The 15,632-nt window shown below is 38.6% G+C and carries 17 protein-coding genes; 2 read left to right on the top strand and 15 right to left on the bottom strand.

Annotated elements, in window-relative coordinates; genetic code table 11:
* Positions 1 to 127 precede the first annotated feature (127 nt).
* From CC97_RS20980 to CC97_RS20135, 15 genes are all read right to left on the bottom strand, one after another.
* A complete protein-coding gene (locus CC97_RS20980) occupies positions 128 to 364 on the bottom strand; it encodes a flagellin (protein WP_044974699.1) in 237 nt (78 codons plus the stop codon).
* A complete protein-coding gene (locus tag CC97_RS20985; protein WP_044974700.1) occupies positions 315 to 1,478 on the bottom strand; it encodes a hypothetical protein in 1,164 nt (387 codons plus the stop codon). The genes CC97_RS20980 and CC97_RS20985 overlap by 50 nt, the downstream gene beginning before the upstream one ends.
* A 496-nt stretch (positions 1,479 to 1,974) precedes the next feature.
* On the bottom strand, positions 1,975 to 2,709 hold the full coding sequence (locus CC97_RS09090; RefSeq protein WP_044974701.1) for a hypothetical protein: 735 nt from the start codon (positions 2,707 to 2,709) through the stop codon (positions 1,975 to 1,977).
* Positions 2,710 to 2,772: 63 nt separating this feature from the next.
* On the bottom strand, positions 2,773 to 3,609 hold the full coding sequence (locus CC97_RS09095) for a hypothetical protein (RefSeq protein ID WP_044974702.1): 837 nt from the start codon (positions 3,607 to 3,609) through the stop codon (positions 2,773 to 2,775).
* A 63-nt stretch (positions 3,610 to 3,672) separates the two neighbouring features.
* Positions 3,673 to 4,572: a hypothetical protein gene (locus tag CC97_RS20525; RefSeq protein ID WP_049962802.1), complete on the bottom strand. Its 900-nt coding sequence runs from the start codon at positions 4,570 to 4,572 to the stop codon at positions 3,673 to 3,675.
* A 63-nt stretch (positions 4,573 to 4,635) separates the two neighbouring features.
* The gene (locus CC97_RS09105; protein WP_044974704.1) at positions 4,636 to 4,956 is read right to left on the bottom strand and encodes a hypothetical protein; all 321 of its coding nucleotides are present in this window, start codon (positions 4,954 to 4,956) and stop codon (positions 4,636 to 4,638) included.
* Between the two features lie 61 nt (positions 4,957 to 5,017).
* The gene (locus CC97_RS09110; RefSeq protein WP_044974705.1) at positions 5,018 to 5,563 is read right to left on the bottom strand and encodes a hypothetical protein; all 546 of its coding nucleotides are present in this window, start codon (positions 5,561 to 5,563) and stop codon (positions 5,018 to 5,020) included.
* A gap of 318 nt (positions 5,564 to 5,881) precedes the next feature.
* On the bottom strand, positions 5,882 to 6,511 hold the full coding sequence (locus tag CC97_RS20530; protein WP_044974706.1) for a hypothetical protein: 630 nt from the start codon (positions 6,509 to 6,511) through the stop codon (positions 5,882 to 5,884).
* 57 nt (positions 6,512 to 6,568) lie between these two features.
* Positions 6,569 to 6,748: a hypothetical protein gene (locus tag CC97_RS09120; protein WP_044974707.1), complete on the bottom strand. Its 180-nt coding sequence runs from the start codon at positions 6,746 to 6,748 to the stop codon at positions 6,569 to 6,571.
* 63 nt (positions 6,749 to 6,811) lie between these two features.
* The gene (locus CC97_RS09125; RefSeq protein ID WP_044974708.1) at positions 6,812 to 7,582 is read right to left on the bottom strand and encodes a hypothetical protein; all 771 of its coding nucleotides are present in this window, start codon (positions 7,580 to 7,582) and stop codon (positions 6,812 to 6,814) included.
* A gap of 63 nt (positions 7,583 to 7,645) precedes the next feature.
* Positions 7,646 to 8,641 (bottom strand): hypothetical protein, encoded by a 996-nt coding sequence (locus CC97_RS09130; RefSeq protein ID WP_044974709.1) that lies wholly within the window; start codon positions 8,639 to 8,641, stop codon positions 7,646 to 7,648.
* Positions 8,642 to 8,953: 312 nt separating this feature from the next.
* Positions 8,954 to 9,898 carry a hypothetical protein gene (locus tag CC97_RS09135; protein ID WP_044974710.1) on the bottom strand — a complete coding sequence of 315 codons (945 nt, stop codon included), beginning with the start codon at positions 9,896 to 9,898 and terminating at the stop codon, positions 8,954 to 8,956.
* Positions 9,899 to 10,110: 212 nt separating this feature from the next.
* Complete coding sequence (locus CC97_RS09140) at positions 10,111 to 11,247, bottom strand: tyrosine-type recombinase/integrase (protein ID WP_044974711.1); 1,137 nt, start codon at positions 11,245 to 11,247, stop codon at positions 10,111 to 10,113.
* A 73-nt stretch (positions 11,248 to 11,320) separates the two neighbouring features.
* Entirely contained in the window at positions 11,321 to 11,776 is a 456-nt protein-coding gene (locus tag CC97_RS09145; protein ID WP_049962803.1) for a Fic family protein, read from the bottom strand.
* The gene (locus CC97_RS20135; protein WP_156036848.1) at positions 11,757 to 11,912 is read right to left on the bottom strand and encodes a hypothetical protein; all 156 of its coding nucleotides are present in this window, start codon (positions 11,910 to 11,912) and stop codon (positions 11,757 to 11,759) included. Before CC97_RS20135 ends, CC97_RS09145 begins: the two co-directional genes overlap by 20 nt.
* A gap of 443 nt (positions 11,913 to 12,355) precedes the next feature.
* On the opposite strand from CC97_RS20135, the gene CC97_RS09150 reads away from it, so the two are divergent.
* Positions 12,356 to 13,363: a flagellin gene (locus tag CC97_RS09150; RefSeq protein ID WP_049962804.1), complete on the top strand. Its 1,008-nt coding sequence runs from the start codon at positions 12,356 to 12,358 to the stop codon at positions 13,361 to 13,363.
* A 125-nt stretch (positions 13,364 to 13,488) separates the two neighbouring features.
* A complete protein-coding gene (locus tag CC97_RS09155) occupies positions 13,489 to 15,474 on the top strand; it encodes a glycosyltransferase family 2 protein (protein ID WP_044974712.1) in 1,986 nt (661 codons plus the stop codon).
* Positions 15,475 to 15,632 lie beyond the last annotated feature (158 nt).

The raw sequence follows: 15,632 nt of genomic DNA on the forward strand, positions 1-15,632 counted from the left end.
TCCTATCGAAAAAATTTACAGGGCTACAGTGACGAAGCACCATAGCCCTGTATCCCTTTACCCTATATCATTTATTTAATCGTAGTTTATATTCCTTTTACTTGTCAGCTATAATCATAATGATGAATTACTGAAGAAGTGAAAGTACGTTCTGAGGCTGTGAATTAGCCTGTGCGAGCATAGACTGAGCAGCCTGAGCAATAACGTTCTTACTTGTATATTCCATCATTTCCTTAGCCATGTCTGTATCTAAGATACGTGACTTAGAAGCTGTTGTGTTTTCAGAAGCTGTAGTAAGGTTATTTACAGTGTGTTCAAGACGATTCTGCTGAGCACCGAGTTTTTCCTCTCTGGTCAGATACATAATTTGATACCTGACGGATAGCATCAGCGGCTGCAGAAGCCTTGTTCTGATCTGAAATATCAACTGTGATACCATTATCATATGTAGCAGAAGCGTTAGCCTTTGTAGCGGCAACAGCATTCGTATCTGTTTCACCAGTAGCACCTGCAGTTTTATTCTGGAAACCGTTGATACCTGCAAGAAGTGTATCTGTATGGAAACTGCCAATCTGAACATTCATCTTATCAGCTGCTGTTGAAGATTCACCAATCTGCAATTTAATTCCTTCATTTTTAGCTAAATTGCCAGATGTTGAGTAAGTAAGATTAATGTTGATTTCACTGTATCCATTAATATTATTGCTAGAAGCATATTTATCGGCGTTTACTGCACTAGACACTAAATCATCGCCTGTAATACTTCCGGTTGCACTGTAAGAGTTGACAATAATATCGCCATTCTTATTAACCGCAAGAGTTACTGAAGTCATATTTGTTGAGCCGGAAGCAGCGGCTGCTGCTTCTGCTGCTGCTTTAATCTTAGCAGTTAATTCATCCTTAGCGCTTCCACTAAGCTGATCTAATGCTGTTGAGCCACTAATTGCTGCTGATGACGCATTATATCTCGGTGCGCCATTAGGTGCTTCATCACTAACAGAATAATGGTTACCAGTAGAATCACTAGAAATAAGAACTTTTCCGTTTGATCCTAGATCTCCATTAAGAAGCTTCTTGCCATTAAAGTTTGCTGTAGTCGCCATTCTATCGATTTCACTACAGAGCTCATCCATTTCATTCTGAAGAGCCTTTCTATCTTCGCCCTCAAGAAGTCCGTTAGCAGACTTTTCAGCAAGTTCAGTCATTCTTGTAAGAATGTCATGAGTTTCCTTCATGTAACCTTCAGCTGTCTGAATCATGTTAGCACCGTCTTCGCAGTTATCCTTAGCTGTATCAAGAGCCTTGATCTGATTCTTCATCTTCTCTGTAATAGCGAGACCTGAAGCATCATCCTTAGCTGCGTTGATTCTAAAGCCGGACGCGAGTTTCTGCATGCCGCTCTGCTGAGCCTTTGAAGCGTTTGCTAATGAATTGTTGGCATTTATAGCTGCCATATTAGTTCTAACTACCATTCCCATAATAATACCTCCATGTATTTAGGTCGTGCTCCTTGCAAAAATCTCGTTCTCTGAATTCATTTTCTATCCCTGATATCGCTTTCAATCCCTGATGTTTTTAGCTGATTTACTTAAAACCCCGAAACCAGATAAATTTGAATTTGATTGGTTTCCTTTTATTGAAAACCAACACTCAAGAGCTTTCGATTTTTGAGGAACGATTTGATTTTGAAGAAACATCCATGTTCCTTCGCGTATGTTTTGGTTTGTTTGACATCCGGTTCATCGTCATCCCGTGGGCCCTACGTTCAGCCTCTGAACTGTTTGTCAGTGTGTTTTTTGCTTACATCTTATATATCGACCGTTAAAGAGAAAGTTAAAGGGTTAACATTTCATAATTAAAAATGTGTTTTTCTGTGCATGATGCACAATTAAAGACTGTTTGAACGGCTGAAAACTATAAATCCCGGAATTTCGTGAGTGATTTCTCAAAAATCCGGGATTAAGAATGTTTAAATCAAAGCATAAGTGCTTTTCCAAGTGACTGGGCCATGGATTTTAGTACGGATACATCGATTCCGGTGTATCTGATGATCTTTTCTGCGCATTCGCCGTCTTCGATCATGAGTTCTGCGATTTTCTGTTTTTCTTCTGCTTCAGCTTCCGCTCTGGCTCTTTCGTCTGAAAATAAGAATTCTTCATTAAGCATGGAATCAGCTCCTTTATTAGCTATATCATCTATTGAACTGTATATATGTTTCTCCAGATCCCGAATTATCGTGATCATCGTACTGTGTTCATCATTTGTTATTTTACCTGTTTCTTTTAGGCTGCGCAAAGTCGTGATTATATCCCTGCACATAGATGTAAACTTTTCGAGAAATTCGTTTTTCTGTTCTTCAGAAAAGCTGCTGTACTTTTTTACACTGCCGTACAGTCTCAGGATCTGGAACGGCAGGAGGATCTCCATGTCGTTTGCGATCAGTTCCTGCGGGGTGTAGCCGAGTGAACGTACTGCGTGTACTGAGTATTCGATTTCCTGCTCATCCGGCAGGATCAGTTTTATGTACAGTTTATCCTTGCTTTTATCTGTATCTTTCAGAAATACTACAGCCTGCTGCGGCATTTTGAATACTGCGTGGGAATCGTCGATTCGCTTGTATCCTTCTTCGTCACTGACAGCGTAGTTGAAAAGCCTGATGAGCATGTCATCGTAATACGCCTGGGCTTCAAGGTGGAAGCCAATTATCATGAAATTAAATCCCGAAATTACGTGAATAAGTTTCTCACAATTCCGGGATTAAGAATGTTTAAATCAGAGCATAAGTGCTTTTCCAAGTGACTGAGCCATGGATTTTAAAACCGAAAGATGAAGTCCAGTGTATTCCTCTATTTTTTCAGCTGACTCACCGTTCATGATCATCTTTTCAGCGAAATAACGATTTTTTTCATCTTCTTTTTCTTTAAGAATTCTAGCTGTTTGATCATCTTTTTCTTTAAGTAGTTTAGCTGTTTCAGCATCTTTTTCTTTAAGTAATTTGGTTGTTTCAGCGTCTTTTTCAGCTTTCATTCTTTCGCTCCAGAATAAGAATTCATCATTGATCATAGAATCAGCTCCTTTTGCTTTTATATCATTGTCAACCATACCATATATGTATTCTTCAAGATCGTGTATGATTTCTACCATTGCATAGTATTCGTCAGTTGTTACGTTCTTATCTTTCTTTAGTTTATGAAGTGTTTCAGCTATATCTTTGCACATCTGGGCAAACTTTTCGAGAAATTCGTTTTTCTGTTCTTCAGAAAAGCTGCTGTACTTTTTTACACTGCCGTACAGTCTCAGGATCTGGAACGGCAGCAGGATCTCCATGTCGTTTGCGATCAGTTCCTGCGGTGTGTAGCCGAGTGAACGCACTGCGTGTACTGAGTATTCGATTTCCTGCTCATCCGGAAGAATCAGTTTTATGTACAGTTTATCCTTGCTTTTGTCTGTATCTTTCAGAAATACTACAGCCTGCTGCGGCATTTTGAATACTGCGTGGGAATCGTCGATTCGCTTGTATCCTTCTTCGTCACTGACAGCGTAGTTGAAGAGCCTGATGAGCATGTCATCATAATATGCCTGGGCTTCAAGGTGGAAGCCAATAATCATGAAATTAAATCCCGAAATTACGTGAATAAGTTTCTCACAATTCCGGGATTCAGATGGTTTAAATCAAAGCATAAGTGCTTTTCCGAGTGACTGGGCCATGGATTTTAGTACGGATACATCGATTCCGGTGTATCTGATGATCTTTTCTGCACATTCGCCGTCTTCGATCATGAGTTCTGCGATTTTCTGTTTCTCTTCATTTTCTACTTTAGCTATCTCAGCTTGCGCCTGTGCTTTAATCTCTGCTTTTTCAGCTTCCGCTTTTGCTTCAATTTCCGCTTTTTCGGCTTTAGCTTTTGCTTCAATTTCTGCTTTTTCGGCTTTAGCTTTTGCTTCAATTTCTGCTTTTTCGGCTTCCGCTTTTGCTCTTTCTTCCGCTCTGGCTCTTTCGTCTGAAAATAAAAATTCTTCATTAAGCATAGAATCAGCTCCTTTATTAGCTATATCATCTATTGAACTGTATATATGTCTCTCCAGATCCCGAATTATCGTGATCATCGTACTGTGTTCATCATTTGTTATCTTTCCTGTTTCTTTTAAGCTGCGCAAAGTCGTGATTATATCCCTGCACATAGATGTAAACTTTTCGAGAAATTCGTTTTTCTGTTCTTCAGAAAAGCTGCTGTATTTTTTTACACTGCCGTACAGTCTCAGGATCTGGAACGGCAGCAGGATCTCCATGTCGTTTGCGATCAGTTCCTGCGGGGTGTAGCCGAGTGAACGCACTGCGTGTACTGAGTATTCGATTTCCTGCTCATCCGGCAGGATCAGTTTTATGTACAGTTTATCCTTGCTTTTGTCTGTATCTTTCAGAAATACTACAGCCTGCTGCGGCATTTTGAATACTGCGTGGGAATCGTCGATTCTCCTGTATCCTTCTTCGTCACTGACAGCGTAATTGAAGAGCCTGATGAGCATGTCATCGTAATACGCCTGGGCTTCAAGGTGGAAGCCAATAATCATGAAATTAAATCCCGAAATTACGTGAATAAGTTTCTCACAATTCCGGGATTCAGATGGTTTAAATCAAAGCATAAGTGCTTTTCCGAGTGACTGAGCCATGGATTTTAGTACGGATACATCGATTCCGGTGTATCTGATGATCTTTTCTGCGCATTCGCCGTCTTCAATCATGAGTTCTGCGATTTTCTGTTTTTCTTCTGCTTCAGCTTCCGCTCTGGCTCTTTCGTCTGAAAATAAGAATTCTTCATTAAGCATGGAATCAGCTCCTTTATTAGCTATATCATCTATTGAACTGTATATATGTTTCTCCAGATCCCGAATTATCGTGATCATCGTACTGTGTTCATCATTTGTTATCTTTCCTGTTTCTTTTAAGCTGCGCAAAGTCGTGATTATATCCCTGCACATAGATGTAAACTTTTCGAGAAATTCGTTTTTCTGTTCTTCAGAAAAAACTGCTGTACTTTTTTACACTCCCGTACAGTCTCAGGATCTGGAACGGCAGGAGGATCTCCATGTCGTTGGCGATCAGTTCCTGCGGGGTGTAGCCGAGTGAACGCACTGCATGTACTGAGTATTCGATTTCCTGCTCGTCCGGCAGGATCAGTTTTATGTACAGTTTATCCTTGCTTTTGTCTGTATCTTTCAGAAATACTACAGCCTGCTGCGGCATTTTGAATACTGCGTGGGAATCGTCGATTCGCCTGTATCCTTCTTCGTCACTGACAGCGTAATTGAAGAGCCTGATGAGCATGTCATCGTAATACGCCTGGGCTTCAAGGTGGAAGCGTTCACCGCATATTATAAAGTAGAGGTCTTTTTCATATACCTTCAGGTCTTTATTTACCGTGTTTGTATCCAGAAATGTTATTTCCGAATCCAGCGGAAAGCGCTTGCCGAATACCTTGTTTACGAATTTTACAAGCATTTTACCGGATAACCGGATCATTCTTTTGAATGACAGATCGTAGATCTTATTTGGACTATTCATAGTCATATCTCCTCAATTATGATATATCTGTAATATATTACATCTGAATTATATCATATCAAGGATACAATGTCAATAGAATCCATGTAATTTATTTCTATTATTTTTATATACAGCCATCATGTCCGGCCTTTTCTGCTTATATTATATCATCTGGAAAGGTGATTGGCAATAGGTTGTTATTGGCTAGTCCGGTTCTTCGGAGCCGTAATCTTGCTTTCAGAGCTTTATCTGTTGCCGGAAGCGAATTATTATAAAATTAAATCCCGAAATTACGTGAATAAGTTTCTCACAATTCCGGGATTAAGATGGTTTAAATCAGAGCATAAGTGCTTTTCCGAGTGACTGGGCCATGGATTTTAGTACGGATACATCGATTCCGGTGTATCTGATGATCTTTTCTGCACATTCGCCGTCTTCGATCATGAGTTCTGCGATTTTCTGTTTCTCTTCATTTTCCACTTTAGCTATCTCAGCTTGCGCCTGTGCTTTAATCTCTGCTTTTTCAGCTTCCGCTTTTGCTTCAATTTCCGCTTTTTCGGCTTTAGCTTTTGCTTCAATTTCTGCTTTTTCGGCTTCCGCTTTTGCTCTTTCTTCCGCTCTGGCTCTTTCGTCTGAAAATAAAAATTCTTCATTAAGCATGGAATCAGCTCCTTTATTAGCTATATCATCTATTGAACTGTATATATGTTTCTCCAGATCCCGAATTATCGTGATCATCGTACTGTGTTCATCATTTGTTATCTTTCCTGTTTCTTTTAAGCTGCGCAAAGTCGTGATTATATCCCTGCACATAACTGAAAACTTTTCTAGAAACTCGTTTTTCTGTTCTTCAGAAAAGCTGCTGTACTTTTTTACACTGCCGTACAGTCTCAGGATCTGGAACGGCAGGAGTATCTCCATGTCGTTTGCGATCAGTTCCTGCGGTGTGTAGCCGAGTGAACGCACTGCATGTACTGAGTATTCGATTTTCTGCTCATCCGGCAGGATCAGTTTTATGTAAAGTTAATCCTTGCTTTTGTCTGTATCTTTCAGAAATACTACAGCCTGCTGCGGCATTTTGAATACTGCGTGGGAATCATCGATTCGCCTGTATCCTTCTTCGTCGCTGACAGCGTAGTTGAAAAGCCTGATGAGCATGTCATCGTAATACGCCTGAGATTCAAGGTGGAAGCCAATTATCATGAAATTAAATCCCGAAATTACGTGAATAAGTTTCTCACAATTCTGGGATTCAGATGGTTTAAATCAAAGCATAAGTGCTTTTCCAAGTGATTGAGCCATGGATTTTAAAACCGAAAGATGAAGTCCAGTGTATTCCTCTATTTTTTCAGCAGACTCACCGTTCATGATCATCTTTTCAGCGAAATAACGATTTTTCTCATCTTCTTTTTCTTTAAGTAGCTTAGCAGTTTCGGCGTCTTTTTCAGCCTTCATTCTTTCGCTCCAGAATAAGAATTCATCATTGATCATAGAATCAGCTCCTTTTGCTTTTATATCATTGTCAACCATACCATATATGTATTCTTCAAGATCGTGTATGATTTCTACCATTGCATAGTATTCGTCAGTTGTTACGTTCTTATCTTTCTTTAGTTTATGAAGTGTTTCAGCTATATCTTTGCACATTTGGGCAAACTTTTCGAGAAATTTGTTTTTCTGTTCTTCAGAAAAGCTGCTGTATTTTTTTACACTGCCGTACAGTCTCAGAATCTGGAACGGCAGGAGGATCTCCATGTCGTTGGCGATCAGTTCCTGCGGGGTGTAGCCGAGTGAACGTACTGCGTGTACTGAGTATTCGATTTCCTGCTCGTCCGGCAGGATCAGTTTTATGTACAGTTTATCCTTGCTTTTATCTGTATCTTTCAGAAATACTACAGCCTGCTGCGGCATTTTGAATACTGCGTGGGAATCGTCGATTCGCTTGTATCCTTCTTCGTCACTGACAGCGTAATTGAAGAGCCTGATGAGCATGTCATCATAATATACCTGGGCTTCAAGGTGGAAGCCAATTATCATGAAATTAAATCCCGAAATTACGTGAATAAGTTTCTCACAATTCCGGGATTAAGAATGTTCAAATCAGAGCATAAGTGCTTTTCCAAGTGACTGAGCCATGGATTTTAAAACCGAAAGATGAAGTCCAGTGTATTCCTCTATTTTTTCAGCTGACTCACCGTTCATGATCATCTTTTCAGCGAAATAACGATTTTTTTCATCTTCTTTTTCTTTAAGAATTCTAGCTGTTTGATCATCTTTTTCTTTAAGTAACTTAGCAGTTTCGGCGTCTTTTTCAGCTTTCATTCTTTCGCTCCAGAATAAGAATTCATCATTGATCATAGAATCAGCTCCTTTTGCTTTTATATCATTGTCAACCATACCATATATGTATTCTTCAAGATCGTGTATGATTTCTACCATTGCATAGTATTCGTCAGTTGTTACGTTCTTATCTTTCTTTAGTTTATGAAGTGTTTCAGCTATATCTTTGCACATCTGGGCAAACTTTTCGAGAAATTCGTTTTTCTGTTCTTCAGAAAAACTGCTGTACTTTTTTACACTGCCGTACAGTCTCAGGATCTGGAACGGCAGGAGGATCTCCATGTCGTTTGCGATCAGTTCCTGCGGTGTATAGCCGAGTGAACGCACTGCATGTACTGAGTATTCGATTTCCTGTTCGTCCGGCAGGATCAGTTTTATGTACAGTTTATCCTTGCTTTTGTCTGTATCTTTCAGAAATACTACAGCCTGCTGCGGCATTTTGAATACTGCGTGGGAATCGTCGATTCGCTTGTATCCTTCTTCGTCACTGACAGCGTAGTTGAAGAGCCTGATGAGCATGTCATCATAATACGCCTGGGCTTCAAGGTGGAAGCGTTCACCGCATATTATAAAGTAGAGGTCTTTTTCATATACCTTCAGGTCTTTATTTACCGTGTTTGTATCCAGAAATGTTATTTCCGAATCCAGCGGAAAGCGCTTGCCGAATACCTTGTTTACGAATTTTACAAGCATTTTACCGGATAACCGGATCATTCTTTTGAATGACAGATCGTAGATCTTATTTGGACTATTCATAGTCATATCTCCTCAATTATGATATATCTGTAATATATTACATCTGAATTATATCATATCAAGGATACAATGTCAATAGAATCCATGTAATTTATTTCTATTATTTTTATATACAGCCATCAGGACTGGCCTTTTCTGCTTATATTATATCATCTGGAAAGGTGATTGGCAATAGGTTGTTATTGGCTATTCCGGTGCTTCTGAGCCGTAATCTTACTTTCAGAGTTTTGTCTGTTGCCGGAAGCGAATTATTATAAAATTAAATCCCGGAATTATGAGAGCGTTTCATCACAATTCCGGGATTCAGATGGTTTAAATCAAAGCATAAGTGCTTTTCCGAGTGACTGAGCCATGGATTTTTAGTACGGATACATCGATTCCGGTGTATCTGATGATCTTTTCTGCGCATTCGCCGTCTTCAATCATGAGTTCTGCGATTTTCTGTTTTTCTTCAGCTTCCGCTTTTGCTCTTTCTTCCGCTCTGGCTCTTTCGTCTGAAAATAAAAATTCTTCATTAAGCATAGAATCAGCTCCTTTATTAGCTATATCATCTATTGAACTGTATATATGTTTCTCCAGATCCCGAATTATCGTGATCATCGTACTGTGTTCATCATTTGTTATTTTTCCTGTTCCTTTTAAGCTGCGCAAAGTCGTGATTATATCCCTGCACATAGATGTAAACTTTTCGAGAAATTCGTTTTTCTGTTCTTCAGAAAAGCTGCTGTACTTTTTTACACTGCTGTACAGTCTCAGGATCTGGAACGGCAGGAGGATCTCCATGTCGTTTGCGATCAGTTCCTGCGGGGTGTAGCCGAGTGAACGTACTGCGTGTACTGAGTATTCGATTTCCTGCTCGTCCGGCAGGATCAGTTTTATGTACAGTTTATCCTTGCTTTTATCTGTATCTTTCAGAAATACTACAGCCTGCTGCGGCATTTTGAATACTGCGTGGGAATCGTCGATTCGCTTGTATCCTTCTTCGTCACTGACAGCGTAATTGAAGAGCCTGATGAGCATGTCATCATAATATACCTGGGCTTCAAGATGGAAGCGTTCACCGCATATTATAAAGTAGAGGTCTTTTTCGTATACTTTCAGGTCTTTATTTACCGTGTTTGTATCCAGAAATGTTATTTCCGAATCCAGCGGAAAGCGCTTGCCGAATACCTTGTTTACAAATTTTACAAGCATTTTACCAGATAACCGGATCATTCTTTTGAATGACAGATCGTAAATCTTGTTTGGACTATTCATAGTCATATCTCCTTGATTATGATATATCTGTAATATATTACACCTGAATTATATCATATCAAGGATACAATGTCAATAGAATCCATGTAATTTATTTCTATTATTTTTATATACAGCCATCATGTCCGGCCTTTTCTGCTTATATTATATCATCTGGAAAGGTGATTGGCAATAGGTTGTTCCGGATGTCGTAACAAATAGTGTAATTCAGCTTAATTCATTTTATCCAGCAGCATTGCTGTTTTTCTTTTATGTTTTCTGGTTGAATGGGCATAGATATTCATTGTGGTGCTGATGTCTGAATGACCGAGCAGTTCCTGGACATCTTTCGGTGCTGCGCCGGCAGAGAGGAGGTTGCAGGTGTAGGTGTGGCGCAGAATATGAAAATGAAAACCGCAGAGTTTATCGTCAAGTTTTCTTATTGAACGGCACATTATTGAAACTGTATCCGGACTTTCGAATTTTCCGTTGTTCCTTATACAGACAAATGACAGTTTCTGATGATCTTCCGGTACCGTTTCGCCTTTTTCAAGAGCATATATCTCATAGTGCTCACGACCGTTTTCAAAAACTCTTCTGCAGTAGTTGGCGTATTTAAGCTCACTTTCTTCAAGAGCCTTCTGTCTTGATTTTTCACGTTTAAGGATCTCAGCCAGCCTGTTTCCGAAATCAACTATACGCACTTTGTTTCTTTTAGCCGGTCCTATCTCTATCTTATGGCGCACAGTATTATAACGCATACTCCGTCTGACTGTGATACACTGTTCATCCAGATCTATATCCCGCCAGAGCAGTGCGCATACTTCACCGAGTCTTAGTCCGGTATAATAGGCGATCTGTATCGGCAGCAAAGCGGCATTTTTCTTTTCTTCAAGATACTTTATAATAGTACAGAACTGTCTGTGTGATATGATCATGTTCTCATTTCTGCGGATATTAACGGGATCCAGTACCAGTGACTGTTCCCTCGGATGACTGATGCGGACATACTGCATCGGATCTGATTCGATATATTTTTTAGGAAACACCGCAAAACGAAAAGAGCTGTGCAGAACCGCTGCAAAAATCCGCATATATCCCGTGCTAACATGAGCACATCCGTTTTTGCCGCCGTTGCAGAGTTTATCGAAATAATTCTGCAGCAGATCAGGTGCGATCTCACTTATCTTTAAATCAGCGATCTCATCCTGATTTATACGACGAATAACCGAACTGTAAGCTGTTACCGTACCGTTACTGTAATTACCCGGAAGCAGATCTTCATCCACCCACTGTTCAAGAAGCCTGCGAAGCGTGATCTCTGTTAAATCGCCGCAGCCGGATGTAATTTCTGATGTTTCATTTGCCATAATAATAGTACTCCTGTAAAGAAAAATTTAGTGAACATCAAAAGCGGATTGATGTTCACTGTGGTGAGTACTATTAATCTATTATTTCAGAAAATATATTTTGCAGTAAAGATGCATCTCCCTGAAATGCCTTGATTGTCGCTAACGTAAGTAAGTCACCATCGCATTTTTGAAAATCTATATTGTAACCAGCATTATTGGTCAGCAAAGCTAAAAACAATCTAAGTGTCCGGCCATTCCCTTCTCGAAAAGGATGCAAATAATTCATGTCGTTATAAAAATCCGTAAGTTCCTCGATGAACCGCTCTTTACTTAAACTACAAAAATAATTATTATCTTTAAGATATTTGAATTTTAGTATTCCTGCATTTTCAATATTTTTTACATTACAAAATACAGATCCCTTTTTTGAAAGATTGATTGTTCGTATTTCTCCAGCCCAGCTATAAAGATCACTGAAAATTCTTTTATGAAGTAATTTGTAAAAACTAAAATCCACATCTTTAAATTCAGTGTTTTTTTTCAGCATCCATTATTCTTGCTGTTACAATAGTCGCCTCTGCTTTATCAAGTAATTTCTGATTTCTTATATCAAACTTGTTAATAAGGACGGTAGTATGTTCATAACAATCCTGACTACATCCGTCTAACGAATAGACCGCCACAGTTTTACTCCTTGCAAATTACAGTGATCATTTTTATCAATTCATTAAAATCAATCTTTTTTTCAGCATAATCAGTAATGATTTTTAGTGTTTCATCCGTAAAATCATATCCTTCCATTCGAGTGGAAGCTATAGCATTATTTAAAGCATTTAATGTTAATGTGTCCAGTTTAAGCACCTCCAGATTCTACTGAAGCAATTCTTCTTCGCACGATTGATTGCTTCTTTCTGAAATGTTGTATATACATATTTAGTATACCATTTTTTCAATCAACAAGCAATAGAATAAAGGAAACCAATCAAATTCAAATTTATCTGGTTTCGGGGTTATAAGTAAATCAGCTAAAAACATCAGGGATTGAAAGCGATATCAGGGATAGAAAATGAATTCAGAGAACGAAATTTTTGCAAGGAGCACAACCTAAATACATGGAGGTATTATTATGGGAATGGTAGTTAGAACTAATATGGCAGCTATAAATGCCAACAATTCATTAGCAAACGCTTCAAAGGCTCAGCAGAACGGAATGCAGAAACTTGCTTCTGGTCTTAAGATCAACAAGGCTTCAGATGACGCTTCAGGTCTCGCTATTACAGAGAAGATGAAGAATCAGATCAAGGCTCTTGATACAGCTAAGGATAACTGCGAAGATGGTGCTAACCTCATTCAGACGGCTGAAGGCTACATGAAGGAAACTCATGACATCCTTACAAGAATGACTGAACTTGCTGAAAAGTCAGCTAACGGCGTTCTTAAGCAGGAAGACAGAGATGCTCTTCAGGATGAAATGAACCAGCTTTGTGCTGAAATAGACAGAGTTGCAACTACAGCGAACTTTAACGGTCATAAACTTCTTGATGGCTCACAGGGTTCAACTGCAGCTTTAACACTTTCATCTACAGCAACTGGCGGCAATTCTTATACTGCACCTACTGCCAATGCTGCATCTGGAATCAGACTTCAGATTGGTGAGACATCTACACAGGCTGATAAATTACACGTACAGATCAATAGCTTCCATACAGATACGCTGTTTTCTGGTGTTTCAGGCTTTATTAATAAGTCGAACGATAGTGATAACACAGGTATAGTTGCTACTGGTGCTACAACAGGCAATACAGGAGTTTCAACATATACTTCAGCTATTACTGTTGACATCAGCAGTCAGGATTCAGCTTCAGCAGCAGCAGATGCTATCCGTCTTGTAAGTAATTACGTTTCTGACGAAAGAGGAAAACTTGGTGCTCAGCAAAATAGACTTGAACACACGGTTAATACTCTCACAACAGCTTCTGAAAACACAACAGCAGCTAAGTCACGTATCTTAGATACAGACATGGCTAAGGAAATGATGGAATACACATCTAAGAATGTTATCGCTCAGGCTGCTCAGTCTATGCTTGCACAGGCTAATTCACAGCCACAGAACGTTCTGTCACTCCTTCAGTAATTAATAGCTGAAATAATTTGAACTTATAGTTGTTATAACTACGTAAATAGTTGATATAGGATTATGGGGACAAAGGGCTATGGTGGCTTCCACCGTAGCCCTTTACTGTTTAAGGAGAAGGAAATATGAAAGTACGTACTACAGAAAAAAAGGAAATACTTCTTTCAATAGGTATGATAGTCAAGAATGAGGAAAAGGTTCTTGAACGATGCCTTAAATCACTCCAGCCTCTTATGAATGCTATACCGAGTGAACTAATTATTGCAGATACCGGTTCGACAGATTCGACCGTTGAAATAGCAAAGAAATATACAGATAATGTATTTTACTTTGAATGGATAAATGATTTTGCAGCAGCAAGAAATTCAACACTTAAAAAGGCAAAAGGAAAATGGTATTTCTTCCTTGATGCTGATGAATATCTGGATGAAGATGTCAGTGAAATAATTAATTTTTTTAGCATACCAGAATTATATCTCAAATACAAGACACTCGAAATAATGATAAGAAATTATATGGATGTTAATAAAACTAATTATAGAGATGCTTGTTTGGCGAGATTTCAAAGAATAAATGATCCGAAAGACCCGGTGGAGTTTATAGGGAAAATACACGAAAGTATTTGGATTCGTCAGCCACTTGGTTATTTTTCAACCATCTTACATCATACTGGATACTGTTATTCTTCTGCACAGCAAAGCATGAATAAGAAAAACAGAAATATGCAGCTGATGCGTGAAGAGTATGAAAAAAATCCAAATGATCTCAGGCTGCTTTCCCATCTGATAGATGGCGCAGGTAATGATAATAATGAGAAAGAAAAATATATTTCGGAGGCATTGGTGATAGCCAAAGCAGAAAGACGACATTTGTATTCAAATGTCGTTTATATGCAGGCAGTACAGAATTTACAGAATTCTAGGCCTGAGTATTGTCTTGAGCTTTGCCGGGAATATTATGATACTCTAGATGGAGTTGAGAATTGCGTTGCAACTGTAGCGGTTGCTATGACAGAAGCTAAGATATTATCAGCATTAGCAAGATATAATGAATCATATCTTGCGTTTTGCAGATATTTTGATTTGTACGAAAGATACAAAAAAGATGAATTGATTCTTACTGATTCTTCAGCTCATCCTGTAGATGGCGTAACAGAATCAGAGTATATAAGATGCATTTGCATGGCAGCGCTTGACTTAAAAAAATCTAAGAGATATGATGAAGCATTTCAGTTGCTTAGCAAATTTGATATTGTCAGTCTTGATGGAGAAGATTTTAAAAATGTGCTTGGGTCTATAAGAGAGATTTGTCAGGATAAAAAGCAATATTCTACATTAGCGGAGTATTACGGTAAAATTATAAACTGCGATGATGACAATAAGTGTGAACTCTCTTTGTACATGATGGAAAGTACTTACTACTCGATTGTAGGTGAAGATAACAGAATGGCATTTGCGAAAGATGTTGTTAACACTGGTGTAAAAGGTAAGTACAGTGATCTTATGAAGCTTGTGCTCACTCAGAATGAAAAATCATTTGCTGATGATTTACTGACATTCATAAAAAATGTAGATGACTGGAAAGAAGGCTATTCAGAAGCAATTTATCTGGCGGTAAAACATGGTATTGATATAAGTGGCGTTGTAGATAATATGATAGCATCAGAATTTAGATCAAAGCTTGAAATGATTGCGGTTAATCACGATGATTTTGCCGGATATGTGCTTTGTTATGGCGTACCGGAAAGCTTCACGTCAAACATAAAGCGATTTCTATGGATAACTTCAATGTATGAAAAAGCTGCTTACAGAAGCTTCATGTTAGATGATAACAGAAAACATGAGATGTATTTAATGTTTACTAACTTGTTAGGTGAATATGTCTCTAATATATATAATCCGGAACTTCTTCAGGATGAGGCTGATATTCAGGTGCTTCCTTCTCTTCACAAGTTTGGATATTACATGCTTCAAGCAAATTCTGCACTTTTGAATGGTGACAGTGTCGGATATGTAAGAGGAATGAAAAAGGCTCTTCAGAATTGTGAATCAATGAAGGAAATAGTTGAATTTATGCTCGAGCGCTTTAAGCAAAAGATGGGAATAAAATAAAAAATAGCAGAGTACAAAAAATTTTTATACTCTGCATTAGTGTTTTAATTTTATGGCTGTATTAAATCAACCACCTGCGCTGTTTGGAAAAAATGTACATTATACGGAATAATCGCTATTTCTTATTGTTGCTACATCACTTTGAATACATGTATTTA

Source organism: Ruminococcus sp. HUN007, assembly GCF_000712055.1.
Classification (GTDB): domain Bacteria; phylum Bacillota; class Clostridia; order Oscillospirales; family Ruminococcaceae; genus HUN007.

Bases quoted from the DNA above. Each gene is read 5' to 3' on its own strand.
- CC97_RS20525 (WP_049962802.1), bottom strand. From the start codon at position 4,572: ATGATTATTGGCTTCCACCTTGAAGCCCAGGCGTATTACGATGACATG.
- CC97_RS09140 (WP_044974711.1), bottom strand. From the start codon at position 11,247: ATGGCAAATGAAACATCAGAAATTACATCCGGCTGCGGCGATTTAACA.
- CC97_RS09130 (WP_044974709.1), bottom strand. From the start codon at position 8,641: ATGAATAGTCCAAATAAGATCTACGATCTGTCATTCAAAAGAATGATC.
- CC97_RS20985 (WP_044974700.1), bottom strand. From the start codon at position 1,478: ATGGGAATGGTAGTTAGAACTAATATGGCAGCTATAAATGCCAACAAT.
- CC97_RS09095 (WP_044974702.1), bottom strand. From the start codon at position 3,609: ATGATTATTGGCTTCCACCTTGAAGCCCAGGCATATTATGATGACATG.
- CC97_RS09155 (WP_044974712.1), top strand. From the start codon at position 13,489: ATGAAAGTACGTACTACAGAAAAAAAGGAAATACTTCTTTCAATAGGT.
- CC97_RS09110 (WP_044974705.1), bottom strand. From the start codon at position 5,563: ATGAATAGTCCAAATAAGATCTACGATCTGTCATTCAAAAGAATGATC.
- CC97_RS09125 (WP_044974708.1), bottom strand. From the start codon at position 7,582: ATGATAATTGGCTTCCACCTTGAAGCCCAGGTATATTATGATGACATG.
- CC97_RS09135 (WP_044974710.1), bottom strand. From the start codon at position 9,898: ATGAATAGTCCAAACAAGATTTACGATCTGTCATTCAAAAGAATGATC.
- CC97_RS09150 (WP_049962804.1), top strand. From the start codon at position 12,356: ATGGGAATGGTAGTTAGAACTAATATGGCAGCTATAAATGCCAACAAT.
- CC97_RS09090 (WP_044974701.1), bottom strand. From the start codon at position 2,709: ATGATAATTGGCTTCCACCTTGAAGCCCAGGCGTATTACGATGACATG.
- CC97_RS20980 (WP_044974699.1), bottom strand. From the start codon at position 364: ATGTATCTGACCAGAGAGGAAAAACTCGGTGCTCAGCAGAATCGTCTT.
- CC97_RS09145 (WP_049962803.1), bottom strand. From the start codon at position 11,776: ATGCTGAAAAAAAACACTGAATTTAAAGATGTGGATTTTAGTTTTTAC.
- CC97_RS09120 (WP_044974707.1), bottom strand. From the start codon at position 6,748: ATGATAATTGGCTTCCACCTTGAATCTCAGGCGTATTACGATGACATG.